At 74.8% G+C, this 24,331-nt stretch carries 23 protein-coding genes; 12 read left to right on the top strand and 11 right to left on the bottom strand.

The annotated features are described in order from the left end of the window. Nucleotides 1-13 precede the first annotated feature (13 nt). Nucleotides 14-643 (top strand): hypothetical protein, encoded by a 630-nt coding sequence (locus MF605_RS08075; RefSeq protein WP_049160667.1) that lies wholly within the window; start codon nt 14-16, stop codon nt 641-643. A gap of 27 nt (nt 644-670) precedes the next feature. Here the strand turns inward: MF605_RS08075 and MF605_RS08080 are convergent, their stop codons facing one another. Both MF605_RS08080 and serS read right to left on the bottom strand, forming a co-directional pair. Then, nucleotides 671-1,480 carry an HAD family hydrolase gene (locus MF605_RS08080; RefSeq protein ID WP_044659867.1) on the bottom strand — a complete coding sequence of 270 codons (810 nt, stop codon included), beginning with the start codon at nt 1,478-1,480 and terminating at the stop codon, nt 671-673. A 136-nt stretch (nt 1,481-1,616) separates the two neighbouring features. Then, nucleotides 1,617-2,900 (bottom strand): serine--tRNA ligase, encoded by a 1,284-nt coding sequence (gene serS / locus MF605_RS08085; RefSeq protein ID WP_036380800.1) that lies wholly within the window; start codon nt 2,898-2,900, stop codon nt 1,617-1,619. Nucleotides 2,901-2,943: 43 nt separating this feature from the next. Here serS and MF605_RS08090 point away from each other — a divergent pair, with 43 nt between their 5' ends. Next, nucleotides 2,944-4,122, top strand: a complete 1,179-nt coding sequence (locus tag MF605_RS08090) for a diacylglycerol/lipid kinase family protein (protein WP_134417074.1) — start codon at nt 2,944-2,946, stop codon at nt 4,120-4,122. A 281-nt stretch (nt 4,123-4,403) separates the two neighbouring features. On the opposite strand, the gene pheA is transcribed toward MF605_RS08090, so the two are convergent. Then, the gene (gene pheA / locus MF605_RS08095; RefSeq protein ID WP_020625278.1) at nt 4,404-5,354 is read right to left on the bottom strand and encodes a prephenate dehydratase; all 951 of its coding nucleotides are present in this window, start codon (nt 5,352-5,354) and stop codon (nt 4,404-4,406) included. Further along, entirely contained in the window at nt 5,351-5,677 is a 327-nt protein-coding gene (locus MF605_RS08100) for a rhodanese-like domain-containing protein (RefSeq protein WP_010079684.1), read from the bottom strand. The genes pheA and MF605_RS08100 overlap by 4 nt, the downstream gene beginning before the upstream one ends. Nucleotides 5,678-5,760: 83 nt before the next feature. Here MF605_RS08100 and MF605_RS08105 point away from each other — a divergent pair, with 83 nt between their 5' ends. Continuing rightward, nucleotides 5,761-7,269, top strand: a complete 1,509-nt coding sequence (locus MF605_RS08105; RefSeq protein ID WP_134417073.1) for an amidase — start codon at nt 5,761-5,763, stop codon at nt 7,267-7,269. A 9-nt stretch (nt 7,270-7,278) separates the two neighbouring features. Here MF605_RS08105 and MF605_RS08110 read toward each other — a convergent pair whose 3' ends face one another. The 3 genes from MF605_RS08110 to MF605_RS08120 all read right to left on the bottom strand — a co-directional run bounded on the left by MF605_RS08110 (nt 7,279) and on the right by MF605_RS08120 (nt 11,185). Then, nucleotides 7,279-7,848, bottom strand: a complete 570-nt coding sequence (locus MF605_RS08110) for a DUF4190 domain-containing protein (protein ID WP_036380784.1) — start codon at nt 7,846-7,848, stop codon at nt 7,279-7,281. 98 nt (nt 7,849-7,946) lie between these two features. Next, complete coding sequence (locus MF605_RS08115) at nt 7,947-10,070, bottom strand: PIG-L family deacetylase (protein ID WP_036380869.1); 2,124 nt, start codon at nt 10,068-10,070, stop codon at nt 7,947-7,949. After that, nucleotides 10,067-11,185: an acyl-CoA dehydrogenase family protein gene (locus MF605_RS08120; RefSeq protein WP_036380781.1), complete on the bottom strand. Its 1,119-nt coding sequence runs from the start codon at nt 11,183-11,185 to the stop codon at nt 10,067-10,069. The genes MF605_RS08115 and MF605_RS08120 overlap by 4 nt, the downstream gene beginning before the upstream one ends. A gap of 161 nt (nt 11,186-11,346) precedes the next feature. Here MF605_RS08120 and MF605_RS08125 point away from each other — a divergent pair, with 161 nt between their 5' ends. The 3 genes from MF605_RS08125 (at nt 11,347) to MF605_RS08135 (ending at nt 15,274) form a co-directional block, all read left to right on the top strand. Beyond that, nucleotides 11,347-11,775: a Fur family transcriptional regulator gene (locus tag MF605_RS08125; RefSeq protein WP_036380778.1), complete on the top strand. Its 429-nt coding sequence runs from the start codon at nt 11,347-11,349 to the stop codon at nt 11,773-11,775. A gap of 67 nt (nt 11,776-11,842) precedes the next feature. Next, the gene (gene pgm, locus MF605_RS08130; RefSeq protein WP_036380774.1) at nt 11,843-13,561 is read left to right on the top strand and encodes a phosphoglucomutase (alpha-D-glucose-1,6-bisphosphate-dependent); all 1,719 of its coding nucleotides are present in this window, start codon (nt 11,843-11,845) and stop codon (nt 13,559-13,561) included. A 207-nt stretch (nt 13,562-13,768) separates the two neighbouring features. Then, entirely contained in the window at nt 13,769-15,274 is a 1,506-nt protein-coding gene (locus MF605_RS08135; RefSeq protein ID WP_134417072.1) for an aldehyde dehydrogenase family protein, read from the top strand. A gap of 10 nt (nt 15,275-15,284) precedes the next feature. On the opposite strand, the gene MF605_RS08140 is transcribed toward MF605_RS08135, so the two are convergent. Both MF605_RS08140 and MF605_RS08145 read right to left on the bottom strand, forming a co-directional pair. Continuing rightward, nucleotides 15,285-16,124 (bottom strand): glycerophosphodiester phosphodiesterase family protein, encoded by an 840-nt coding sequence (locus MF605_RS08140; RefSeq protein ID WP_134417071.1) that lies wholly within the window; start codon nt 16,122-16,124, stop codon nt 15,285-15,287. A gap of 131 nt (nt 16,125-16,255) precedes the next feature. Beyond that, nucleotides 16,256-16,714 (bottom strand): Lrp/AsnC family transcriptional regulator, encoded by a 459-nt coding sequence (locus tag MF605_RS08145; RefSeq protein WP_134417070.1) that lies wholly within the window; start codon nt 16,712-16,714, stop codon nt 16,256-16,258. A gap of 123 nt (nt 16,715-16,837) precedes the next feature. On the opposite strand from MF605_RS08145, the gene MF605_RS08150 reads away from it, so the two are divergent. The 6 genes from MF605_RS08150 to MF605_RS08175 all read left to right on the top strand — a co-directional run bounded on the left by MF605_RS08150 (nt 16,838) and on the right by MF605_RS08175 (nt 23,324). After that, nucleotides 16,838-18,268, top strand: coding sequence for a DUF6421 family protein (locus tag MF605_RS08150; RefSeq protein WP_134417069.1), 1,431 nt, complete (start codon nt 16,838-16,840; stop codon nt 18,266-18,268). Nucleotides 18,269-18,271: 3 nt separating this feature from the next. Then, entirely contained in the window at nt 18,272-18,946 is a 675-nt protein-coding gene (locus MF605_RS08155) for an SDR family NAD(P)-dependent oxidoreductase (RefSeq protein ID WP_134417068.1), read from the top strand. Nucleotides 18,947-18,951: 5 nt separating this feature from the next. After that, complete coding sequence (locus MF605_RS08160) at nt 18,952-20,025, top strand: threonine aldolase family protein (protein ID WP_044659853.1); 1,074 nt, start codon at nt 18,952-18,954, stop codon at nt 20,023-20,025. A 100-nt stretch (nt 20,026-20,125) separates the two neighbouring features. Continuing rightward, nucleotides 20,126-21,628 carry an amino acid permease gene (locus tag MF605_RS08165; RefSeq protein WP_134417067.1) on the top strand — a complete coding sequence of 501 codons (1,503 nt, stop codon included), beginning with the start codon at nt 20,126-20,128 and terminating at the stop codon, nt 21,626-21,628. 22 nt (nt 21,629-21,650) lie between these two features. Beyond that, nucleotides 21,651-22,742, top strand: coding sequence for a hypothetical protein (locus tag MF605_RS08170; RefSeq protein WP_134417066.1), 1,092 nt, complete (start codon nt 21,651-21,653; stop codon nt 22,740-22,742). 33 nt (nt 22,743-22,775) lie between these two features. Next, nucleotides 22,776-23,324: an NYN domain-containing protein gene (locus MF605_RS08175; protein ID WP_002858225.1), complete on the top strand. Its 549-nt coding sequence runs from the start codon at nt 22,776-22,778 to the stop codon at nt 23,322-23,324. 22 nt (nt 23,325-23,346) lie between these two features. Here the strand turns inward: MF605_RS08175 and MF605_RS08180 are convergent, their stop codons facing one another. Beyond that, nucleotides 23,347-24,195 (bottom strand): HAD family hydrolase, encoded by an 849-nt coding sequence (locus tag MF605_RS08180; protein WP_134417065.1) that lies wholly within the window; start codon nt 24,193-24,195, stop codon nt 23,347-23,349. Nucleotides 24,196-24,204: 9 nt separating this feature from the next. Further along, nucleotides 24,205-24,331, bottom strand: a 127-nt coding sequence (locus MF605_RS08185; protein WP_242821245.1) for an integrase core domain-containing protein, incomplete at its 5' end; no start/stop codon positions are given.

Genomic DNA, 24,331 nt, shown 5'->3' on the forward strand with positions numbered 1-24,331 from the left:
AGAATCGACGACCATGTTCGTGCTCACCATCAACCAGCGGGACACCCTCGACGCCGGCGACCGCGTGGACACGTTCCTGCGCGCCCTCCAGGACGTGCCGGGGCTGGGCGACGCCGTCGCGCTCCCGTTCCAGCGCGCCGTGGGCGACGAGCTGATCGGCGCCGTCGAGGACCCGCGCGTCGCCGTGGACGTGGCGCTGCGCGCCCTGCGGCAGCGCCGCTGGAACGTGGGGGTCGGCGTCGGGACGGTGACGCACGCGGACGGTGCGGCGGGCGTGCCCGCCTCCGGGGACCTGCACGACGCCGGCGGGCCCGGTCTCGCGGCGGCGCGGCGGGCCGTGGAGGCGGCGGCCGTGTCCACCGCGCGGATCCCGTTGGCCGTGCGCGGCCGCGACGAGGAGGCGGCCGCCGAGGCCGAGGCCGTGCTGCGACTCGTCGGGCAGCTCGTGTGGTCCCGGACCGACGCCGAGTGGGCGGTGCTGGACCTGCTGGTGCCCGGCGTGCGCGGCCAGCAGAAGCCGGCGGCCGCCGCGCTCGGGATCACGGCGCAGGCCGTCTCGCAGGCGGTGCAGCGCTCCTACTGGAACGAGGAGCACGCCTGCCGCCCCGCCGCCGCGCGGCTGCTCACGCTGGCGGGGGGCTGACCCGGCGGCCCGGGCCGGTCGCGCCGCTCAGGCCGCGGCCGGCTCCTCGAGGAGCGAGCGCAGCACCGTGGCGAGCCCGTGCTCGTCCACGTGCCCGGTGACCTCGTCCGCGGCGGCCACGACCTCCTCCACGGCCTGGCCCATGGCCACGCCGCGGCCGGCCCAGCGCAGCATCTCGATGTCGTTGCGGCCGTCGCCCACGGCCACGGTGTCCTCGGGGGCCACCTTCAGCACGGTGCGCAGCGCCTCGAGCCCGGAGGCCTTGGTCACGCCCGCCGCGGCGACGTCGAGCCACGCCGTCCAGCCCACGGAGTAGGTCACGCCGGACAGGCCGATGCCCTCCACCGCGCGACCGAACTCCTCGGCGGAGGAGTCCGTGGAGAACACCACGAGGCGCACGGCCGTGGTGTCCATGAGCTCCTCGAACGTGACGCCCTCCGCGGCCACGCCGAAGGACATGTCCTGGAACCGCTCGGTGGAGCGGAAGGTGCCGTCCGGCAGCTCGAGCGCGTACTTGGCGCTGGGCAGGCGGTGGCGCAGCTGGGTCAGGACCGAGCGCGGGTCGAAGGTGCGCAGGTCCGTGACCTCGTAGCCCTCCTCCAGCTCGGGGTCCAGGCGCAGCGTGACGCCGCCGTTGGAGCACACCATGAAGCCGGCGCCGATCCCCAGGGAGCGGGCCACGGGCAGGGTGGCCGCGCGGGAGCGGCCCGTCGCGATGACCACGTGGTGCCCGGCGTCCAGCACGGCCCGCACGGCCGCGCGCACGGGCTCATGCAGATGGCCGTCATGGTCCACGATCGTTCCGTCCACGTCCAGGCACACGAGCTTCTTCGTCATGACCTCCACCCAACCACACGGCCCGGACACGACGGCGACGCGCGGGTGAACCGCAGGGGCGCCGCAGGGGCGCCGCAGGGGCGCCGCGGGGCGGGCGGGCGAGGCGACCGGCGCCGCGGGGGACGACGTCGTCCGTTCAGACCAGCTCGAAGCGCTCCATCCCGCCGAGGTAGGGGCGCAGCGCGGCGGGCACGGTGACCGAGCCGTCCGCGTTCTGGTGGTTCTCCAGGATCGCCACGATCCAGCGGGTGGTGGCCAGGGTGCCGTTGAGCGTGGCCACCATGCGGGTGCCGCCCTTGGAACCGTCCTCCGTGCGGACCCGCTCGCGGATGTTGAGACGGCGGGCCTGGAACGTGGTGCAGTTCGAGGTGGACGTCAGCTCGCGATAGGTGCCCTGCGTGGGGACCCAGGCCTCGCAGTCGAACTTGCGGGCGGCGGAGAGGCCGAGGTCGCCGGCGGCGATGTCGATCACGCGGTACGGCACCTCGATGGCGCCCAGCATCCGCTCCTCCCACGCCAGCAGGCGCTCGTGCTCCGCCTCCGCGTCCTCCTGTGCGGCGTAGATGAACATCTCCAGCTTGTTGAACTGGTGCACGCGGATGATGCCGCGGGTGTCCTTGCCCGCCGAGCCCGCCTCACGCCGGTAGCACGTGGACCAGCCCGCGTACCGGACGGGGGCGCTCACGTCCATGATCTCGTCCGCGTGGTAGCCGGCCAGGGCCACCTCGGAGGTGCCCACGAGATACAGGTCGTCGCGCTCCAGACGGTAGATCTCGTCGTCGTGCTCGACGTCGAAGCCGGTGCCCTGCATGGTCTCCGGGCGCACCAGGGTGGGCGGGATGACCGGCACGAAGCCGTTCTCCAGGGCCAGGTCCAGGCCCAGCTGCATCAGGGCGAGCTCGAGACGCGCGCCCACGCCCTTGAGGAAGCTGAACCGGGCGCCGGACACCTTCGCGCCGCGCTCCATGTCGATCGCCCCGAGCAGCTCGCCGAGCTCGAGGTGGTCGCGCGGCTCGAAGCCCTCGGCGGCGAAGTCGCGCGGGGTGCCGACCTCCTTGAGGACCACGAAGTCGTCCTCGCCGCCGGCCGGGACGCCGTCGACGATCAGGTTCGGGAAGGCGCGCTGCAGCTCCGCGAGGCGGGCCTCGGCCGCGCCGGCGGCCGACTCGGCCTCCTTCACGCGCGCGGCCAGGTCCTTCACCTCGGCCAGCAGGGCCTGCTTCTCCTCGCCCTTCGCCTGGGCGACGCGCTTGCCGAAGGCCTTCTGCTCCGCGCGCAGCTGCTCGAAGCCCGCGATGGACGAGCGGCGGGCCGCGTCCGCCTCGACCACGCGGTCCACGAGGGACGCGTCCTCCCCGCGCGCCTCCTGGGAGACGCGGTACTTCTCGGGCTGCTCGATGAGGTCCTTGACGTCGATCACGTGCGCCAGCCTAGCGGGCGGGGCCGACGCCTAGACTCAGGGCATGACTCCCGAGTGGTGGATGGCGCTGGCCGCCCTGGTGCTCCTGGCCGTGCTGGTCGTCGTCGTGGTGGTGCTGGCGGTGCGCCAGGTCCGCCTCGGCGTGCAGCACGAGCGGACGCGTCTCCTGGTGGACGCCCTCGACGCGCGGGTGGGCGGCGTGCAGCGCCGGCTGGAGGAGGTGCCCGGCATCGGCACGGGCCGCCACGAGGTCGCGCTGGTGCTGAACCCCATCAAGACGCACGCGGACCGGGTGCGGCGCGAGCTCGAGCGGCTCGCGGCGGCGGAGGGCCTCGGCGAGGTGCTCGTGCTCGAGACGCAGGAGGACGACCCCGGCACCGCCATGGCGCGGCAGGCCCTCGACGCCGGTGCCCGGCTCGTGATCGCCGCGGGCGGCGACGGCACGGTCCGCACCGTGGCCGAGCAGCTGGCCGGCACCGACGTCGCCCTCGGCGTGGTGCCGCTGGGCACCGGGAACCTGCTGGCCCGCAACCTGGACCTGCCGATCAACGACGTCGAGCAATGCCTGCGGATCGCCGTGGGGGGCCGGCAGCGACGCATCGACACCGTGGACGTCCGCTTCACGCACGAGGACGGGCGCGTCACCCGGCAGACCTTCACCGTGATCGGTGGCGCCGGCTACGACGCGGACATCATGGGCGACACCAAGGATGAGCTGAAGGATCTGGCCGGCTGGCTGGCCTACAGCGAGGCCGGCATACGGCACCTGCGCGGCAAGCGGCACGAGGTGACCGTGGCCCTCGACGGCGGTCAGCCCCGCCGGTTCAAGGTGCGCACCGTGATGGTGGCCAACTGCGGGATGCTCACGGGCGGCGTCGAGCTGCTGCCCCAGGCCAAGCTCGACGACGGCCTCCTCGACGTCATGGTCCTCTCGCCCCGGCACGCGCTCGACTGGGCGCGGATCGCCGTGAAGACCGTGACCCGGTCTCGCAGCTCCATCCCCGTGATGCACACGGAGCAGGCGCAGCGCGTGAAGGTGGAGTTCGCCGAGCCGATGCCCTCCCAGCTCGACGGCGACGCCACCGGGGTCATCACCGCCCTCGACGCCCGCGTGCAGCCGGACTCGCTCGTCGTGATGCTCGTGGCCGAGGACGACGCCTCCGTCCGCGACGACGGCGTCTCCGCCGCCGCCCCCGTCCCGGAGCCGGCCCCGCACATCTGACCCCCCGCCCCCGCTTTCGTTCGGGAAACGGCGGCTTCCCCACCGCTTTCGTTCGGGAAACGGCGGCTTCCCCACCGCTTTCGTTCGGGAAACGGCGGCTTCCCCAGCGCTTTCGTTCGGGAAACGGGCGCCGGGGCGACGCGCGGACGGGAAGCACGACGACGGCCCGTCGTCGTGGTGATCGTCCCGTTTCGGCCACGAAAGGGGCCTAGGAACCTCCCGTTTCGTCAACGAAAGTCCCTCGGGGGCCGCCGTTTCCCGAACGAAAGTGCTGCACCGCCTCAGCGGGAGCGGAGGGACTCCACCCAGGCGCGGCCGGAGCGATACGCGGCGTCGGTGAACTCGGCCGGCACCCTCGTGGGCACGGGCTCGGCCTGGGCGTAGGAGCCCAGGAACCGCAGGTCGGGGTACTCCCGGTACAGGGCCGCGAGCGCATCACCCACGCGGGCCTCCGCCAGGTGCCCCTCGAGGTCGAGGGAGAAGAAGTACCGCCCGATGCCCTCGCCGGTCGGCCGGGACTCGATGCGGGAGAGGTTCACCCCGCGCGTGGTGAACTCGGCCAGGATCTGCCCGAGGGCGCCGGGCCGGTCCTCCGGCAGCGGCACCACGAGCGTGGTCTTGTCCGCCCCCGTGGGCGCGGGCAGGGCCGTCGGCCGGGAGAGCAGCACGAAGCGCGTCACGGCGCCCGGCACGTCCTCGATCCGCTCGGCGAGCACCGGCAGCCCGGTCTGCTCGGCCACGAGCGGGGCGCACACGGCGGCGTCGAAGTCGCCCTGGGCCACGAGGCCGGCCCCGGCCGCCGTCGACGGGGCGGGCGTGAACTCCACGCCCGGCAGCGCCGTCTCGGCCCAGCCGCGCACCTGCGCCCAGGCGTGGGGGTGCGTGGTCACGCGCCGCACGTCCTCGATCGCGACGCCGGGCCGGCCCACGAGCACGAAGCTGATGGGCACGTGCACCTCCGCGAGGATCTGCAGCGTCTCCCCGAGGGCGATCTCGTCCACGGTGGCGGAGACGCCGCCCTCCACCGAGTTCTCGATGGGCACGACGGCGCGGTCCACCTCCCCCCTGCGCAGCGCCGCCACGGCGCTCAGCACGGAGCCCGCAGACACGAACTCGGCCTCGGCCGGGTCCGCCACCTTGCGCAGGGCGGCCTCGGTGAAGGTGCCGGCCGGGCCGAGGAAGGCGTAGCGCAGGCGCGACGGCGTCGCGTCAGCGGAGTCCGTCCCCGTCACTTGACGGTGGGCTCGGCGTCGCCGTCGGCCTCCATCGGCTTGCCGGCCTCGAGCCACGCGCCGGAGCCGCCGGCCACGTTGATGGCCGAGTAGCCGCGGCCGGTCATGAACTCGGCGGCGCGGGCGGAGCGGCCGCCGGTGCGGCAGATCAGGTAGTAGTCCGTGTCCGGGTCCAGCTCCTCGAGCCGGTCCGGCAGCTGGCCCAGCGGGATGTGCTGGGCGCCGGCGGCGCGGCCCAGGGCCCACTCGTCGTCCTCGCGGACGTCCAGGATGGCCGCATCGGCGGGGATCTCGTTCACATCGACGGTCTCGAAGGCGCTCATGGCTTCAGCGTAGCCACCCGCCCGGACGTCCCAGGAAGGCCCCGCCGTCCATGACCCGGCCCACGCCCGTTAGGCTCGGCCGCATGCAGACCTCCGACGCCGCACCCGCCGCCGACGACGACCGCACCCCCTCCGCCCCCGGCCCGGCCCGGCTCCTGGACCGCTCGGCCGTGCGCCTGCGGGAGGACCTCGCCGCCGGGGCGCTGAGCGCCCGGGAGGTCACGGAGGCGGCCCTCGCCGCGGCCCAGGCCCACGCGGACCTCGGCGCGTTCGCCCTCCTCGACGCCGAGGGCGCCCGGACCCGTGCGGCCGAGCTGGACGCGGCCCACCCGCGCGTCGCACCCCGGGCCGTGCCCGGTCCGCGCACCTCCCCCGCCCCGGACGACGACGGCGCCCCCGCCTCCCTGCACGGCCTTCCGCTGGCGTACAAGGACCTGATCGACGTGCGCGGGATGCCCACGCGGTTCGGCTCCGCCCTGCTGGCCGATGCGCCGCCGGCCGCGCAGGACGACCCGCTCGCGCTCCGCCTGCGCGCGGCCGGCACGGTCACCCTCGGCAAGACGACCGTGCCCGAGTTCGGCCTGGACTCCTACTCGGAGAACCTCGTCACGGCGCCGGCCCGCAACCCCCTGGACCCCGCCCGCACCGCGGGTGGCTCCTCGGGCGGGGCCGCGGCCGCCGTCGCCGCGGGGATCCTGCCGTTCGCCCCGGGCTCGGACGGGGGCGGGTCCATCCGCATCCCCGCCGCCGCGTGCGGGCTCGTGGGCCTCAAGCCCGGCCGCGGGGAGCTGCCGATGGACGAGCACGCGGACACGGTCCGCAACCTCACGGTGTCGGGCCCGCTGGCCCACACGGTCGAGGACGCCGCCCTGCTCTACGACGTGCTGCTCTCCCCCGAGGGCCTGCCCGGCCGGGTGCTGCCGGACCTGCGCCGCACCGTGGAGACCGCGCGGGCCGGGGGCGCCGTCGACGTCCGCTGGATCGGCGTCACCACGGCCTCGCCCTTCACCTCCGACCTCGAGATCTCCCTGGCCCGGCCCGCCCTCACCGCCCTGACGAAGGCCGCCGCCGCCCTGGACGCGGGCGGCCACGCGGTCGAGGACCTCTCCCCCTACTACGGCGAGGACTACCACCGGGACTTCCGCACGGTGTGGACCGCAGGACTGCTCCGGGCGCCGCTGCCGGAGGACGCCGAGGCCCACGTGGGCGCGGTGGCCGCGCACTTCCTGCGCACGGCCCGGGCCGCAGGGCGCGCCGAGCTCGACGACGCCGCCCACCGGCTCGAGGAGTGGGCGCGCGGGGTGCGGGCGCAGTTCGCCGCCGTCGACGTGGTGATGACCCCGGTGCTGGCCACCGCGCCCCCGCCGGTCGGCCACTTCCTGGCGATGGAGCCCGAGGCCAACTACGAGGCGCAGTGCGCGTTCACGCCCTACACCTCGATGGTCAACGTGCTCGGCCTGCCCGCGGTCGCGGTGCCCGTGCTCCGGGACGAGCGGGGCCTGAACTGGTCCGTCCAGCTCATCGGCCGACCCGGCACGTCCGCGCCCCTGCTCGCCCTGGCCGCGCACCTCGAACTGCTGCTGGCCGGCTGAGCCGGCCGGTCAGGTCGAGGTGTAGTCGCCCAGGGAGATGCCGGCGATCACCAGGATCACGAGGAACACGACGGCGAGCAGCAGCAGGGCGAGGGACACGTAGTTCATCACGAGGCCGGCGATCGCCATGCCGCGGCCGTGGGGCTCGCGCTTGAGGCCCAGATGGCCGAGGACCACGCCCACGATCGGCGGGAGGAGGAACGTGAACCCGCCCACCACGGAGATGATGCCGAGGATCATGGACGCCACCGAGCGGCCGACGCCCTCGGTCTGGCCGGGCTGCAGCGGGGCTCCGAAGCCGTAGCCGGGCGTGCCCTGCCCGTAGCCGTAGGCGGGGACGGTGTTCGCGTCCTGGCCGTAGCCGTACGGCTGCCCGTAGGCGGGGCGGGTCTGCCCCTCCTGCTCGGCGTACGAGGGGGCCCGGTCCCAGGCGGCGCGGTCGGCGTCGCCGGCCGGGGCGTCGGGCCAGCCGGCGGCGGAGGAGCCGGTGCCGGAGGAGCCCGCACCGGCCTCGGACCCGTACCAGCTCGGCCGGGCGGCCTCGCGGCGCGGGTCGTGGGAGGAGTGGGGGTCGGTCATGACGGTCCTTCCGGTTCGGGGCGTCGCGGCCCGGTGCCGAGTCTAGGCGGTGCCCCCGGACCCGGCCCGGACCCGCACCCCCTGTTCCACGGCCGGCCTCACCCGGGCCGGCCCACCGCCTTGAGGTGCCCGGAGAACCCGCCGGGGGTCCGCCCCTCCAGGCGGGACGAGGTGAGCACGCGGGTGGTGTCGGTGGCGATCACGCGCACCCGGCGGCCGTCACCGCCGTCGCGCTCCCCCGCCAGGGCCCGCACCGCCGCGGCCAGGCCGACGTCCTCGTGCTCGGCCACCGGCGGGAACCCGCCCACGGCCTCGTACAGCGACCACGGCAGCCCCAGGTTCGCCCCGTGCACGTGCGCGTGCCCCTCCTCGTGCCGGTAGCCGCGGAGCCAGGCCTGCCGCAGCGGCCCCTGGCGCACGTCCACCGTGCCCAGCACGAGCGCCTCGTCGCGGCCGGCGGCCACGGTCTGCGCCAGCAGCCAGTCGGCGGGGACGCGGCTGTCCGCGTCGGTGGAGGCGAGCCAGAGGCGCTCGGCGGGCACGTCGGGGAACAGCGCGCGGGCCCGGCGCGCACCCTCCGCGCGGGCCCGCCCGACGCCGGCCTGCCCGGCGGTCGGCTCCCCCAGTTCGAGGACGTGGATGCGCGGGTCGGCGGCGCGGGCCTCGAGGGCGGCGGCCACCGTGGCGTCGTCGCAGCGGTCCGCGGCGACCACGACCGCGGCCGTGCCCTGCGCGTGGTGCTCCTCCCAGCGGTCCAGGGCGGCGGTGAGGGCCGCGAGCGCGGCCGGCAGCCGCTCCTGCTCGTCCTTGGCGGGCACCACGACGACGGCGTGGGTCGCGGCGGCGGCCCGCACGTGGAGGCTGAGCCGGAAGTCGTCCTCCACGAGCTCGGTGCGCAGCCGCCAGCGCGGGTCGGCGGCGACGCGCGCGTGCACGGCGTCCCCGTCCAGCGGCCAGCCCTCGATGGGGTGGCGCCAGTGGCACAGCAGCAGCTCGCCGCCGGGGGCGAGCGCGGCGTCGGCGTCGTCGATCAGCGCGTCGAGCTCCTCGGGCTGCAGGAAGTAGCCGATCTCGGAGGCGATCACGAGGTCCGCGCCGGCGACGTCGGCCGGCCAGTCCGCGGGCAGCACGGCTCGGCGCACCTCGGCGTGCGGCGCGCCGGCCAGCCGGGCGGCGGCGCGCTCGACGGCGGTGGAGGACGCCTCGAGGCCGACCACGCGGTCCGCGCGCGCGGCCACGTCCGCGGTGAGCACGCCGATGGACGCGCCCGCCTCGACCACGGTCCCGTAGCGGGGCCGGGGCAGGGCGGCGAGGGTGAGCGCCCGCTTGCGGGCCTCGTAGGACGAGCTGAGGTAGCGCCACGGGTCCTCCTGGGCCCGGTAGAGCCGATCGAAGACGGCGGCGGCCCGGTGGGCGTCGGCGTCGTCGGGGCCGGAGACGCGGTGGGCCTCGAACGGGCGCTCGTGGTGGGCGAGCACGGCGGGGCCCAGGATCGCCTCGTCGCCGGGCGCGGCGGAGAGGGGCCGGACCTGGGAGGCGTGCGCGTCGAGGGCGGCACGGCGGGCGGCACGGTCGTCGTCGGTGAGCGGCAGCCGTCGGTAGCGGCGGGCGGGCAGGTCGGCCGGGTCGGCCCAGTGCCAGAACCAGATGGGGAAGGCGTAGAGCGGCAGGTCGCACTCGCCCGCGACCGCGCCGACGGCCCGGCCCACGGCCTCGTGGTCCGCGTGGCCGTCGCCCGGGTCGTGGGAGGCGAGCACGGCGGGGCCGGGGTGGGCGTCGAGGGCCGCGGCGACGGCGTCGCGCACGGCGTCCTCGTGCTCGGCCACGCCGGAGTCGGGCAGGGCCAGGGACGCCCACGTCAGCCGGTCCCGCGCCGGGGCGCCGGGGCCCGCGGAGGCGGGCAGGCCGGCGGCGAGGGCGTCGAGGGCGTGCTCCATCTCGTCCCGGCGCAGCCGGACCAGGTCCGCGGGCGTGTGCGTGAGCGAGTGCGGGTGGGAGGCCTCGCCGGCGGTGGCGACCAGCACGTGCACGCGTGCCCCGCCGCGCAGGGCGGAGCGGATCAGGCCGGTGGCGGCGAGGGTCTCGTCGTCCGGGTGCGCCACGGCCACGAGCAGCAGCGTCTGCGCGTCCCAGACGGGCAGGCGCAGCTCCGGCAGCTCGCCGACGCCGCCCTCGGCCCAGGCCGCCTCGGACGTGCCGTCGTCGGTGTGGGAGAAGCTCACCACGTCCAGCCGCCGTCGGTCTCGCCGGTCAGGAGCGCGGCGCCCAGCCGGGCGTCGTCGCGGTGTCCGTGGTGCTGGCGCAGGTAGACCTGCAGGTCGGCGACGGCGCGGGCGTGCGCGGCGCTGCCGGTGAGCGGGCCGGGGCCGGTGGCCTGCCCGACGACGTCCATCACCTCGGTGCACAGCTGCGCCACGGTGCCGCGGATCCGGTCGGCCTCGACCATGCCGCGGCCGTGGTCCAAGCGGCCGGCGTCCACGTCGTCGGCGGCACGGGCGAGCAGGGCGGCCATCGCATGGAGCAGCCGGTCGACGCGGCCGAGCGCCGCCTGGCCGATCTGGTCCGGGCCCGGTCCGCGGCCCTCGGCCTCGGCGGCCGCGCGGGCGGCGGTGGCGTTCCGCAGGGTGCGGGCGATGCCGACGGCGCCGCCGAACCACACCGCCGCCACGCCGATGCCGCCCCATGCGAAGCCGGGCCGGCGCAGGTACCACTCGGCGCCGCCGACGGCGCTGCCGGGGACGGCGTCGAAGGCCAGGCCCACCGTGCGGATCGGGGCGAGGCCGAGCGCGGGCCAGGCCGAGTCGGTCTCGGCGACGCCGGGGTGGGACAGGTCCACGAGCACGGCGCGGCGGGTGCCGTCCGCCTCCCGGCCGGTCACGACGGCGGCCGCGCACCGGTCCGCGAGCGAGCACCACGGCTTCTCGCCGTCGAGCAGCCAGGCGGTGTCGGGGCCGTCCGGGACGGGGCGCAGGGCGGGGGTGCGGCCGCCGGACTCGGAGGCGTAGACGCCGAGCAGCCCGGCCGGGGCGGGGACGCCGGCCTGGGACAGGATCGAGAGCGCGTCCAGATGGGGCTCGAGCACGCGGGCGGCCGAGAGGTCCTGCGCGGCGACGGAGGCGAGCAGCTCCCACTGCTCCCGGGTGCGCCCCGCGCCGGTCAGCGGCAGGTCGAGCGGGGCGGCGTCGTCGCCGGACACGGCGCCGGACGCCGCACGGAGCAGCTCGACCATCGCGTCGACGTCCCCGTCGCAGGCCGCGGCGGCCGCGAGGAGGGCCTGCTCGGCCGGGCGGTCCACGGCTCCACCCGGGACGAGACGGACGGGCTCGGGCTGGGCCATGGGTGGGGACCTCCTCGTCGACGGCGCCCGGGCCGGTGCGCCCCGGGGTCGAGGATTCACCGTAGTCAGCACGGGCACGGCGGGGAATGGCCGGTGCGCCGGGGGCGAAGCGGCCCGCTCTTTCTTGACATGTTCCAGAGAACCGGATGGGATCGACTGGCATGGAGACCACGACGCGGGACGAGGACGAGCGCACGCTGCTGCGCGGCGTCGGCCTGCGCGTGACCCGGCCCCGCCTGGCGGTGCTGACCGCCCTCGCCGACCACCCCCACGCGGACGCGTCCACCGTGCTGGCCGCCGTGCGTCGGGCCCTGCCCGGCACCTCGCACCAGGCCGTCTACGACTGCCTCCACGCGCTCACCGAGGCCGGGCTCGTGCGCTCCCTGCAGCCCGCCGGCTCCCCGGCCCGCTACGAGATCTGCACGGGCGACAACCACCACCACCTCGTGTGCCGCGGCTGCGGCACGGTCGTGGACGTGCCGTGCCGCACCGGCTCCGCCCCGTGCCTCGACGCCCCCGAGGGCCACGGCTTCGCGGTCGACGAGGCCGAGGTCTACTACTGGGGGCTGTGCGCCGGCTGCCGGGAGTGACCGCCGGCGTCGCCCCGGTGGGCCGCGCGTCTTCCCCCGTCCGCCCGCCCGTGCCAAGGTGTGGCACATGACCGAGAACACCGCCGCCCTGCCCGCCGCCGAGCGTCCCGGCACCCCCGCCCTGCCGCAGGACCTGATCGACGTCGACGCCCTCCTGGAGGCGTACCACACCGGTCACCCGGACGTGACGGACCCGGCGCAGAAGGTCGTGTTCGGCACCTCCGGCCACCGCGGCTCCGCGTTCACGACCTCGTTCAACGACGACCACATCGCCGCCATCACGCAGGCCGTGGTCGAGTACCGCGCGCACCACGGGATCACGGGGCCGGTCCTCGTCGGCAAGGACACGCACGCCCTGTCCGGGCCCGCGCAGGACACCGCCGTCGAGGTGCTGCTGGGCAACGACGTCGAGGTGCTCGTCGACTCCCGCGGCGGCTACACGCCCACCCCCGCCGTCTCCCACGCGATCCTGCACCTGAACGCCGGGCGCGAGCTGTCGCCGTCGGGCTTCGCGGTGGACGGGGACAACGCCGGCCTCGTGGACGGCCTCGTGATCACCCCCTCGCACAACCCGCCCGCGGACGGCGGCTTCAAGTACAACCCACCCCACGGCGGCCCCGCGGACACCGAGGCGACCACGTGGATCGCCGACCGCGCCAACGAGCTGCTCGCCGCCGGGCTGGCGGGCGTGCACCGGGTGGCGAGCGCCGACGTCGCCGGCCACGCGAAGCTGGGCGGCTTCGACTTCCTGGACCGGTACGTGTCCGATCTGCCGCAGGTGATCGACGTGGAGGCGATCCGCGAGGCGGGCGTGCGCATCGGCGCCGACCCCATGGGCGGGGCGTCCGTGGCGTACTGGGGCGAGATCGCCGACCGCCACGGGCTGGATCTGACCGTGGTGAACCCGGAGGTGGACCCGCGGTTCGGGTTCATGACCCTGGACTGGGACGGCAAGATCCGCATGGACTGCTCGTCGCCGAACGCGATGGCCTCGCTGATCGAGCGGATGACCCCGGACGCGGACGGGCAGGCGCCCTTCGACGTCGCCACCGGCAACGACGCCGACGCGGACCGGCACGGGATCGTCACCCCCGACGGCGGGCTGATGAACCCGAACCACTACCTCGCCGTGGCCATCGACTACCTGTACCGCCACCGCCAGCAGTGGCCCCAGAGCGCGGGCGTGGGCAAGACCCTGGTGAGCTCCTCGATGATCGACCGCGTGGCCGGGGACCTGGGCCGCGAGCTCGTGGAGGTGCCGGTGGGCTTCAAGTGGTTCGTGCCGGGCCTGCTGACGGGCACCGGCGTGTTCGGCGGCGAGGAGTCCGCGGGCGCGTCCTTCGTGCAGTTCGACGGCAGCCCGTGGTCCACCGACAAGGACGGGCTGCTGCTGTGCCTGCTGGCCGCGGAGATCATCGCCGCGACGGGCCAGTCCCCGTCCGAGCGGTACCGCGACCTCGTCGCCCTGCACGGCGACCCGGCGTACGCGCGCATCGACGCCCCCGCGACCGCCGAGCAGAAGGCGAAGCTGAAGACCCTCTCCCCCGACGACGTCCCCGTGACCGAGCTGGCCGGCGAGACCATCCTCGCGACGCTGACCAACGCCCCGGGCAACGACGCCCCGATCGGCGGGCTCAAGGTGGTCACGCAGCACGCGTGGTTCGCGGCGCGGCCCTCCGGCACCGAGGACGTCTACAAGATCTACGCGGAGTCCTTCCGCGGCCCCGAGCACCTGACGCAGGTGCAGGCGGAGGCGCAGCGGCTGGTGGACGCGGTCATCGGCTGACCCCCGCCCCATCTCCCCTCCCCCCGTCCGCTTTCGTTCGGGAAACGGCGGCGTGTCGCACCGCTTTCGTTCGGGAAATGGCGGGGCGCGTGCGCCGTTTCCCGAACGAAAACGCCGTGGCGCCCGTCGGGGCGGCACCAGCGGCCGGAGGACGACGACGGCGCCCCGCCCTGCCGCCGCACAGGGCGGCTCGGTAGCGTGGCCGACATGAGCACGCAGCCCCCCGGTCTGACTACCGGCTCCCCCGACACCCCCGACGACGATCCCGTCCGCGAGCCGTTGCCCACCGAGGCCCTGCCGATCGCGCCGGCCGGGCCCCGACCCGAGGAGCCGCGGGCCGCCGTCGAGCGGCTGCGCGCCGCCGCCCGCTCCCGCGCCGCCCACCCGCGCGCGGTGCGGGTGCGCCAGCTCAAGGGCCTGAAGCGGATGCTGACCGAGCACACGGACCGGTTCGTCGCGGCGCTCGGCACGGACCTGGGCAAGCCGGCCACCGAGGCGCTGATCACGGAGATCGTCTCGGTGCGCTCCGAGGTGGACCACGCGCTGCTGCATCTGACCGACTGGATGGAACCGCGGCCCGTGAAGCTGCCGCTGGCCCTGCGGCCCGCGAGCGCGGAGGTCAGGCCGCGGCCCAAGGGTCTCGTGCTGGTCATCGGCGCGTGGAACTACCCGGTGCAGCTCGCGCTCGCCCCGGTCGTGGGTGCGCTGGCGGCCGGCAACACGGTGGTGCTCAGCCCGTCGGAGAAGGCCCCGGCCACGGCGGCGGCGCTGCAGGAGCTGGTGCCGCAGTACCTGGACTCCGCGCTGGTCTCCGTGGTGGCGGGCGGCAAGGAGTGCAACACCGCGCTGCTGGCGGAGCCGTGGGACCACATCCTCTACACCGGCGGGGAGCGCGTGGGCCGGATCGTCTACGAGGCGGCGGCGAAGACCCTCTCCCCCGTGACGCTCGAGCTGGGAGGCAAGTCGCCGGCGGTGGTGACGCCGTCGCGGAACACGGGCGCGATGGCCCGCCGCATCGCATGGGCGAAGTTCACCAACGCGGGCCAGACGTGCGTGGCCCCGGACTACGTGCTGGCCGTCGGCGAGGCCGCGCTGCGCCAGGTGACCGCCGAGATCCCCGCCGCCCTGCGCGAGTTCTACGGCGACGACCCCCGCGCGTCGAAGGACTACGGCCGGCTCATCTCCGCCGAGCACGCGGAGCGGCTGCGGGAGATGCTCCAGGCGGACCTCGACGCCGGCGCCGAGCTGCTCGTCGGCGGCGACGTGGATGTGGCGGCGCGGTACATGGCGCCGACCGTGGTGACGGGCGTCAAACCGGACGGCGCGCTCATGCAGGAGGAGCTGTTCGGCCCGATCCTGCCCGTGCTGACCGTGGACACCTTCCAGGACGCCCTGGACTTCATCGCGGAGCGCCCGCACCCGCTGGCCGCCTACCTGTTCACGGACCGGCCGAGCTACCACCGGGCGTTCGACGAGCAGGTGCAGGCCGGTGGCCTCGGCTACGACGTCGGCCTGCTGCACGCCGGCATCGCGACGCTGCCGTTCGGCGGGATCGGCGCGTCCGGGATGGGCGCGTACCACGGCATCCACGGGTTCGAGACGTTCTCCCACCTGCGCCCGTCCATCACGAAGTCGGACCAGGTGGACACGCTCAAGACCGCGTACCCGCCGTACGGGCGGATGAAGCGGGCGCTGCTGCCGAAGATGCTCTGAGGGGTGGGGGTCAGCGCTGCGGCCAGAAGCCGCGGCGGTCGTAGACCTCCGCGAGGACGTCGGCGCGGTCGGTCATGACGCCGTCGACGCCGAGGTCGAGCAGGCGCTCGATCTCCGCGGGCTCGTCCACGACCCACACGTGCACCGGCAGGCCCGCCGCGTGGCACCGCCGCACGAAGTCGGCGGTGGCCACGGGCACGCGGCCGTGCCGGACGGGCACCTGCACGCAGTCGACGTCGAGGGCGTACCGGCGCAGCCAGCGGGTCAGTCCCAGCGGACCCAGCGTCACGAGCGCCGCGATGGCGGCCGCCCCGCCCGACGTCGCCACCCGCGCCGGCCCGTACGCCCGCTCGGGGTGGCCGAGGCGGGCGAGGGCGCGCCGGAAGAGGCGGCGCCGCGAGTCGTGGAATGAGGCGACGAGCACGCGGTCCCAGGCGCCGTGCTCGGCGAGGATGCGGGCCAGGGCCGGGGCCGACGCGCGGTCCTTGAGGTCCACGTTGAGGCGGGCTCCGGGGAGTGCCGTGAGCAGCTCGGTGAAGTGCAGCAGCGGCTCCCCGCCGACCGTGACGTCCGCCAGCCGCTCCCACGTGTGGTCGCGCAGCCGCCCGCGGCCCGTGCTGACGCGGTCCAGGGTCTCGTCGTGGAACACGACGAGCTCGCCGTCCGCCGTGGTGCGCACATCCAGCTCGAGGTAGGTGAACCCGGCCTCCCAGGCCGCGCGGAACGCGGCCAGGGAGTTCTCCCGGTCGACGGCGGCGCCCCGGTGCGCGAACCCCAGCGGGTGGCCGCGACGGGCGGGGACGGAGTCGGTGAGGTAGGCGGGGGCGGGACGGGGCGAGGTCGGACGCACGGGATCACCGTAGCGGGGACGGGCGGCGGGGTGCCCGCTTCCGCAGCCGGGAACGCGAGAGGTCGGAATGAGCGTCAGATCGGCCCTCATTCCGACCACTCACGTGACAGGTGGGGCCGACGCGCCCGCCCTCAGTCCTCGACCGGGAGCTCCAGCATGGGACGGTGCTCGTAGAAGGTCTGCAGCACCACGGTGGTCCGGGTGGACACCGACGCCGTCTGGCGGATCTCCGTCACCAGCGCCTCGAGCTCCCGCGGGGAGCCGACGCGGACGAAGAGCATGTACGCGGCGTCGCCGGCCACGGAGTGGCACGCCTCGATCGCCGCGATGGACTCGAGGAGCTCGGGGGCGTCGTCGGGCTGGCGCGGGTCCAGCGGGCTGATCTCGATGAACGCGGAGAGCGGCCTGCCCACGGCCTCGGGGTCGAGCAGCGCACGGTAGCCCGTGATCACGCCCGTGCTCTCGAGCCGGCGCAGGCGCGCCTGCACCGCGGAGGTCGAGAGGCCGACCCGCTCGGAGAGCTGGGCGAGCGTGGCGCGCGGGTCATGGGAGACGGCGGCCGCGAGCCGCGCGTCGACAGGGTCGTCCATGCGCCGCACGCTATCAGCCGGCCCCGGCCGCCGGGTTGACAGCCCCGTGCCCTCATGGAACCCTTCCGGCAAGTGATCCGCCTCACCGGATATTTTCCGGCGATTCGACCTCAGGAGGGTTCCATGTCCACCACTCTGCAGCCCGCCCGGACCGACGTCGTCGTTCCGGAGACCCCGGCCGACGCGCGCACCGTCGAGACCCACCCGGCCTGGCTCCGCCTCAAGGCCGCCGCCACCGCCCTGCAGCCCCTGCAGGTCAAGGACGGCTCCATCCCGGACCCCGCGGACCACGCCGCCGCGCGCGAGCACGTGGAGACCATCGTCGCCGCCGTCGAGGAGCTCGCCCCGCTCTTCCCGCACGACGCCGCCTACCTCGCCGCCCTGCCCCACGACTTCGCGCGCTGGGCTGACGGCGGCTTCGCCGAACCCGACTTCCTGGACTCCCTCGTCGCCTTCCAGCCGCAGGAGCACCGCGTCGACGGCGTCCGGCACCTCGTGGTCTTCCCGATGTACACGCAGAACGGCTCCCCGGACCGGCACGTAGAGGCCCTCGTCGTCGAGACCATCTGGCCCGAGTTCATCGCCGAGCTCGAGGCCGGCGACTACGGCAACCGCCTCTTCGTCTCCCTGCGCCTGATCGACTTCACCCCCGGCTACGACACGAACTCGGCGGTGCTCTTCCCCGAGACCGTGGCCATGCGCGAGATCCCCACCTTCACGTGGGGCGCCATCTTCCAGGACCGCGAGGCCGCCCGCTTCCGCCGGGTCGTCACCGCCGCCGCCGAGGTCACCCAGCTCGAGCTCCCGGCCGAGCTCGCCGAACTGCTCTCCAGCCAGGAGCTCGCCGAGGGCACCTTCGTGATGTGGGACCTCATCCACGACCGCACGCACATGCGCGGCGACCTGCCCTTCGACCCGTTCATGATCAAGCAGCGCATGCCCTTCTTCCTCTACACGCTCGAGGAGATGCGCTGCGACATGACCGCCTTCCGCGAGTGCGTGGCGATCGAGCGCCGCCTCACGGCGCGCGCCGCCGCCGGCGAGCAGCTCACCGGGCTCGAGGAGCAGACCCGCCGCCACGCCGGGCTCGTCCAGCACGCGGTCCTGTTCGACCGGGTCTTCCGCTTCGCCCTCACGGGCTCCCGCGTCCGCAACTACGACGGCCTCGGCGGCCAGCTGCTCTTCGCCTGGCTGCACCGCAAGGACGTGATCCAGTGGCGCGACGTCGAGCTCAGCGTGGACTGGGACCGGCTCGCCGACGCCGTCGTCGAGCTGGGCGACGCCATCGACACGCTCTACTGGGAGTCCATCGACCGCCCCAAGACCGTGCACTGGCTCAAGGCCTACGAGCTCGTCGCCTCCGTGGTCACCCCGCACCCCGCCTCCGTGTGGGCGCAGGGCCTGCCCCGTGAGGTCCTCGCCGGCCCGCCCAAGGGCTACACCGACCTCGTGCTCGACGACGAGTTCCCGCTGTCCATGTTCTTCGAGGCCCTCGAGAAGAAGATGCGCGGCGTCATCGAGTCCACCGCCGGGATCCGCGGCACGGACGCCTGACCCGTGGCCGCCCTGACCGACCGCGCCGTCCTGATCGCGGGCGCCACGAGCGACTCGGGCCGGGCCGCCGCCCGCACGCTCCTCGACGCCGGCGCGCACGTCGTCGCGACCGGGCGCGACGCCGCGAAGCTCGCCCCCCTCACCGCGCTCGGCGCCGAGACCGCGGCCCTGGACCTCACGGACGAGGCCGCCGTCCGCGGCCTCGTCGAGGACCTGCACGCCCGCGGCACCCGGATCGACGGCCTGCTCCATCTGGTGGGCGGCTGGCGCGGCGGCGGGGGCCTCGCCGGCCAGTCCGAGGAGGACTACCGCGCCCTCGAGGCCTCGTTCACGGCGCTGCGGCACGTGAGCCGGGCCCTCGACGACGACCTGCGGGCCTCGTCCGCCGGTCGCCTCGCGATCGTCTCGTCCACGGCGGTGGCCCGGCCGCTCGCCGGCGGCGCGAACTACGCCGCGGTGAAGGCGGCGAGCGAGGCATGGACCCGCGCGGTGGCGCAGGGCTGGGCCAAGGCCGCCCGGGACGCGGAAGCGCCGCTGCGCTCGGCGGCCGTCGTGTTCCGCGTGAGGTCCCTCGCCGGGCTCGAGGAACGGCTGGCCGAGGAGTGCACGCGACTGTGGGAGGCTGAGGCGGGCGCCCTGAACGACGCCGTCCTCACGCTCCAGGAGAAGGGAACGTAACTGACATGCAGAGGATCCACGATCCGCAGGAGCGGGGCTTCGCCTCGGACAACTACTCCGGCGTCCACCCGGAGGTGCTCGCGGCGATCGCCGAGGCCAACGGGGGCCACCAGGTCGCCTACGGCGAGGACGTGTACACGGCGCGTCTTCAGGAGGTCGTGGCCCAGCACTTCGGCAAGGACGCCACCGCGTGGCCGATGTTCAACGGGACCGGGGCGAACGTCGTCGGGCTCCAGGCCATGCTGCCCCGCTGGGGCGCGGTGATCTGCGCGGACACCGCGCACATCCACGTGGACGAGGGCGGCGCGCCCGAGAAGTCCGCCGGCATCAAGCTGCTGCCCGTGGCCACCGACGACGGCAAGCTCACCCCCGAGCTGATCGCCGCCGAGGCCTGGGGCTGGGGTGACGAGCACCGCGCCCAGCCCCTGGTCGTCTACCTCACCCAGTCCACCGAGCTCGGCACGGTCTACACCCCGGACGAGGTCAAGGCCATCACGGACTACGCCCACGAGCACGGGATGCGCGTCTACATGGACGGCGCCCGCATCGCCAATGCCGCGGCCTCCCTGGGCCTGCCGCTGCGCGCCTTCACCACCGACGTCGGCGTGGACGTGCTCTCCCTCGGCGGCACCAAGAACGGGGCGCTGCTGGCCGAGGCCGTCGTCGTGCTCGACCCGGACGCCGCGGACGGCCTCGTGTACCTGCGCAAGAACCAGATGCAGCTGGCCTCGAAGATGCGCTTCATCTCGGCGCAGCTGCTCGCCCTGTTCGACGGCGACCTGTACCTGCGCTCCGCCCGCCACGCCAACGCCATGGCCGCCCGGCTGCGCGCCGGCATCGAGGCGGGGGTCGCCGACGGCTCGCTGGCCGGCGTCGAGTTCACGCAGGCCACGGACGCCAACGCCGTGTTCGCCGTCCTGCCCGAGGGCGTGGCCGACCGGCTGCGCGCCCGCTTCCGGTTCTACGACTGGGACGCGGCGCGCCGCGAGGTGCGCTGGGTGTGCGGCTTCGACACGACCGAGGAGGACGTGGACGCGTTCACGGCGGCGCTGCGCGCCGAACTCGTCCCCGCCGTCTGACGGACGCGCCCGGCCGGGATACCCTTCTACCACCGTGCAGCAGGGTGGGACGCCGCGGCCTTCGACGCGCGTCCGACCGCTCCTCCACCGAAAGGCCACCGTGGACACCAGCGCACCCCGGACGTCCCCGTCGACGCCGGCCGCCTCCGCCGCCCACGCCACCCATGAGGGCGGCTCCCTGCAACGCACCCTCAAGTCCCGGCACCTGACGATGATCGCGATGGGCGGCGCCATCGGCACTGGCCTGTTCGTGGCCTCGGGCAACACCATCGCGACCGCCGGCCCCGGTGGCGCCCTCGTGGCCTACGTGGCCATCGGCTTCATGGTGTTCCTGCTGATGCAGTCGCTCGGCGAGATGTCCACGTACCTGCCGGTCTCCGGCGCGTTCGAGGAGTACTCGACCCGCTTCGTGAGCCCCTCGTTCGGCTTCGCCATCGGCTGGAACTACTGGTACAACTGGGCGATCACGGTGGCCGCCGAGCTCGTCGCGGCGGCCCTGATCATGCGGTACTGGCTCCCGGACGTGCCCTCGTGGATCTGGTCCGCGATCTTCCTCGCACTGCTCTTCGGCCTCAACGCCCTCTCCACGCGCGCCTACGGCGAGAGCGAGTTCTGGTTCTCGCTCATCAAGGTCGCCACCGTGGTGATCTTCCTGGTGCTCGGCGTCCTGATGATCGTCGGCATCCTCGGCGGCTCCTCCCCCGGCTTCCACAACTGGACCGACGGCGAGGCCCCCTTCGTGGGTGGCGGCGCCGGCATCCTGGCGATCTTCATGGTGGCCGGCTTCTCCTTCCAGGGCACCGAGCTGGTCGGCGTGGCCGCGGGCGAGGCCGAGGACCCGGAGAAGAACGTGCCCAAGGCGATCCGCACCGTGTTCGTGCGCATCCTGCTCTTCTACGTCGGCGCGATCACCGTCGTCGGCTTCCTCATCCCCTACACCAGCCCCCACCTGCTGGGCAGCGACGTCGAGGACATCTCGATCTCCCCGTTCACGCTCGTCTTCGAGAACGCGGGCGTGCTCGCCGCCGCCTCCGTGATGAACGCCGTGATCCTCACGGCCATCCTCTCCGCGGGCAACTCGGGCCTGTACGCCTCCACCCGCATGCTCTGGGCCCTGGCCGACTCCGGCAAGGCCCCGCGCTTCCTGGCGAGGGTGAACCGGCGCGGCGTGCCCATGAACGCCCTCTACGCCACCACCGCGGTGGGCGCGGCGTGCTTCCTGACCACGTTCATCGGGGACGGCGCCGCCTACGTGTGGCTCGTCTCCGCCTCGGGCCTGGCCGGGTTCATCGTGTGGATGGGCATCGCCTGGAGCCACTACCGGTTCCGGCGGGCCTACGTCGCGCAGGGCCACGACCCGAAGGACCTGCCCTACCGCGCCTTCCTGTTCCCCCTGGGCCCGATCGTCGCGCTGGTCATGTGCGCCGTCGTGATCCTCGGCCAGAACTACCAGGCGTTCATGGGCGACGTGGACCTCGTGGCCGTGGCCAGCGCGTACATCGGCCTGCCCCTGTTCCTCGCGCTGTGGCTCGGCCACAAGCTCGTCACCGGCTCGAAGCCGGTCCGCTACGAGGACGCCGACCTCACCCGCGTCCTGGACTGAGTCCCCCACCTCGGAGGTCGCCGTGCCCGCCCCCTCCTCCCACGCTCCCGCCGCCACCCACACCGCCCGGGGCCGCCTGGTCTGGGTGGACGTCGCGCGCGGTCTGGCCCTGGTCTCGATGATGGTCGCCCACGCGGCGCCCACCGGCGGCCCGGGCGGGGTGCTCCACCTCTCCGAGTACCTCACCGCGCCCCTGTTCGCGGCGCTCGTGGGCGTGGGCGCGCGCCTCGAGGCGGAGTGGCTGGGCCGTGGCCGGGCCGTGCCTCGCGCGCTCGTCCGGGCGGCCGCCCTGTGCGGGGCGGTGTGGCTGGCCGGGCACTTCGGGGCGGCCGTCGTGAACGTGCTGGCACACCTGGCCGTGCTCACGGTGATCATGGCGCTGCTGGCCGCCCTCCCCCTCGGCGCGCACCTCGTGCTGGCCCTCCTCAGCGGCGGGGGCGGCCTCCTGCTCGCCGCCACGCCGACGGCCGACGTCGTCGACCGGCTCGTCCCCGCCGCGCAGGCGCTCGGGCTGAGCCGCGCGACGCTGACCCCGTGGGTCTCCGCGTTCCTCACGGACGGCCCGTACCGTCTCCCCCTGTTCCTCACGTGGGCGCTGCTGGGGGCGGTGCTGGTCCGCACCGTCCGCGGCGCGACGACGGCGGCCCCGGCCCGGAGCGCACGGCTCACGGGGCTCGCCTGGGCGGCCGGGGGGATCGCGCTGGCCGGCGTCGTGCTCGCCCTGTCCCGGACGCAGACCGGCGCCGCCCCCGTGCCCTACACGGCGACCCCGGCGGAGGCCCTGCTGGACACGGGTCTCGTGCTGACAGTGCTCGGCGCGTGCGCGGCCCTGGCGCCGCGGCGGGCCGGGCTGCTGGCCGTGCCCGGCGCGATGACGCTGTCCGTGTACGTGGCGCACCTGTGGTACCTCGGCTGGGTGCGGGGGCTCGGACCAGGGCCGTGGCGCAGCGCCACGGGCACGGACGACACGTGGTTCAACCTGGCCGTGCTGGTCGCCGGCGCGCTGCTGCTGCCGCCGCTGTGGCGGGCCGTCGTGCGCGTCGGCCCGTTCCGCGCGGGGCCGCTGGAGGGCGTCGTCCGCCTGCTGACGGCCCCGTTCGACCGCGCGCGCTGACCGACGTCCACCCCAGCGGGTAGCCTCGAGAGCGTGAGCGAGCGAACCACCTACCTGCTGATCGACGGCGAGAACATCGACGCCACCCTCGGCACGTCCATCCTGCAGCGGCGCCCCCAGCCCGACGAGCGGCCACGCTGGAAGCGCCTGCTCGGCTACCTCGAGGACCGCTGGGACCAGCCGGTCAAGGGCCTGTTCTTCCTCGCCATCGACGGTGAGATCCCCATCCCGTTCGTCCAGGCGCTCACCGCCCTCGGCTTCCAGCCGATCATGCTGCGGGGCGAGGGCAAGGTCGTGGACATCGGCATCCAGCGCACCGCGGAGGCGCTGCTGGGCCGGGAGGACGACGTCGTCCTCGTCAGCCACGACGCCGACTTCGCCCCCCAGCTCACCGACCTCGCGGCCACGCCGGGCCGACGCACCGGGATCATGGGCTTCGAGGAGTTCCTCTCCCACGAGCTGCGCCGCATCCCCGGGGTCGAGTTCTTCGACCTGGAGCACGCGGTGGGCGCGTTCGACTCGTCCCTGCCGCGCCTGCGCGTGATCGACGTCGAGGCGTTCGACCCGTACGAGTTCCTCTGACCCGCCGGGGGTGGCCCGCGGCTCAGTCCGTGGGCAGCTCCAGCAGGCGTTCGACGGTGGCGGCCACCCCGTCGTCGTCACACGCCCCGACCACGCCGTCCGCCTCGGCCAGCAGCGACGGGTGGCCCGAGGCCACGGACAGGCCGAGACCGGCCCACTGGAGCATCTCCAGGTCGTTGGGCATGTCCCCGAACGCGACGACGTCGGCCGGCGCGACCCCCCGGCTCGCGGCGAACTCGGCGAGGGTCGCCGCCTTGTGCACGCCGGGCGCGGACATCTCCACGAGCGCGATGCCGGGCGCGGAGTGCGTGGCGCTCACGAGCTCGTCCAGCTCGGCGCGGGCCGCGGCGAGGAAGGCGTCCGGGGACAGGGTGTCCGAGCGGGCCAGCAGCTTCACGACGCCCAGCCGACCCGGCAGCGCGGCCTCGAGCGTGGCCGCCGCGTGGGCCTCGGCCCGGAACTCGGCGCGCTCGGAGAACGCGTGCTCCCAGAAGAAGCCCTCGAGGGTCTCGGCACCGAAGGACACGGTGCGGTCCAGGGCGCGCAGCCGGTCCGTGGCGGTCCACACGGCCTCGACGGGCATGGGGTGGGCGATCAGGACGTCGTCCGTGGCGGTGTCCACGACGACGGCGCCGTTGGAGCAGATCACCGGGCCGACGGGACCCAGCTGCGCGCTCAGCGGGCCGAGCCAGCGGAGGGGACGGCCGGTCACGAACACCACCTCGACGCCGGCGTCGTGGGCGCCCCGCAGCGCTGTGATGGTGCGCGGGCTGAGGCGCCCCGACCGCGTGTGCCGGTACCCGATGATGGTGCCGTCCAGGTCCGTCGCGATCATCCGCGGACGGCGCGAGGGCAGGGGCAGGGCGGGCATGCGCCCAGTCTAGGTGTAAGAGGTCATGACGTTGTTGACACGCACCGGGGCCAACGAGGCCGGAGGAGCCTCTCCGCAGGAGGTATGAGGCCGATGATAGTTGTAGTGGTTCACCCACACCTGCAGGGCCTCACGC

The organism is Micrococcus luteus (genome assembly GCF_022664405.1).
Taxonomy (GTDB): Bacteria; Actinomycetota; Actinomycetes; order Actinomycetales; family Micrococcaceae; genus Micrococcus; species Micrococcus luteus.

Excerpts from the sequence above, each read along its gene's own strand:
- MF605_RS08075 (WP_049160667.1), top strand. The coding sequence starts at position 14 with ATGTTCGTGCTCACCATCAACCAGCGGGACACCCTCGACGCCGGCGAC.
- MF605_RS08080 (WP_044659867.1), bottom strand. The coding sequence starts at position 1,480 with ATGACGAAGAAGCTCGTGTGCCTGGACGTGGACGGAACGATCGTGGAC.
- MF605_RS08090 (WP_134417074.1), top strand. The coding sequence starts at position 2,944 with ATGACTCCCGAGTGGTGGATGGCGCTGGCCGCCCTGGTGCTCCTGGCC.
- MF605_RS08100 (WP_010079684.1), bottom strand. The coding sequence starts at position 5,677 with ATGAGCGCCTTCGAGACCGTCGATGTGAACGAGATCCCCGCCGATGCG.
- MF605_RS08105 (WP_134417073.1), top strand. The coding sequence starts at position 5,761 with ATGCAGACCTCCGACGCCGCACCCGCCGCCGACGACGACCGCACCCCC.
- MF605_RS08110 (WP_036380784.1), bottom strand. The coding sequence starts at position 7,848 with ATGACCGACCCCCACTCCTCCCACGACCCGCGCCGCGAGGCCGCCCGG.
- MF605_RS08120 (WP_036380781.1), bottom strand. The coding sequence starts at position 11,185 with ATGGCCCAGCCCGAGCCCGTCCGTCTCGTCCCGGGTGGAGCCGTGGAC.
- MF605_RS08125 (WP_036380778.1), top strand. The coding sequence starts at position 11,347 with ATGGAGACCACGACGCGGGACGAGGACGAGCGCACGCTGCTGCGCGGC.
- pgm (WP_036380774.1), top strand. The coding sequence starts at position 11,843 with ATGACCGAGAACACCGCCGCCCTGCCCGCCGCCGAGCGTCCCGGCACC.
- MF605_RS08135 (WP_134417072.1), top strand. The coding sequence starts at position 13,769 with ATGAGCACGCAGCCCCCCGGTCTGACTACCGGCTCCCCCGACACCCCC.
- MF605_RS08145 (WP_134417070.1), bottom strand. The coding sequence starts at position 16,714 with ATGGACGACCCTGTCGACGCGCGGCTCGCGGCCGCCGTCTCCCATGAC.
- MF605_RS08150 (WP_134417069.1), top strand. The coding sequence starts at position 16,838 with ATGTCCACCACTCTGCAGCCCGCCCGGACCGACGTCGTCGTTCCGGAG.
- MF605_RS08160 (WP_044659853.1), top strand. The coding sequence starts at position 18,952 with ATGCAGAGGATCCACGATCCGCAGGAGCGGGGCTTCGCCTCGGACAAC.
- MF605_RS08180 (WP_134417065.1), bottom strand. The coding sequence starts at position 24,195 with ATGCCCGCCCTGCCCCTGCCCTCGCGCCGTCCGCGGATGATCGCGACG.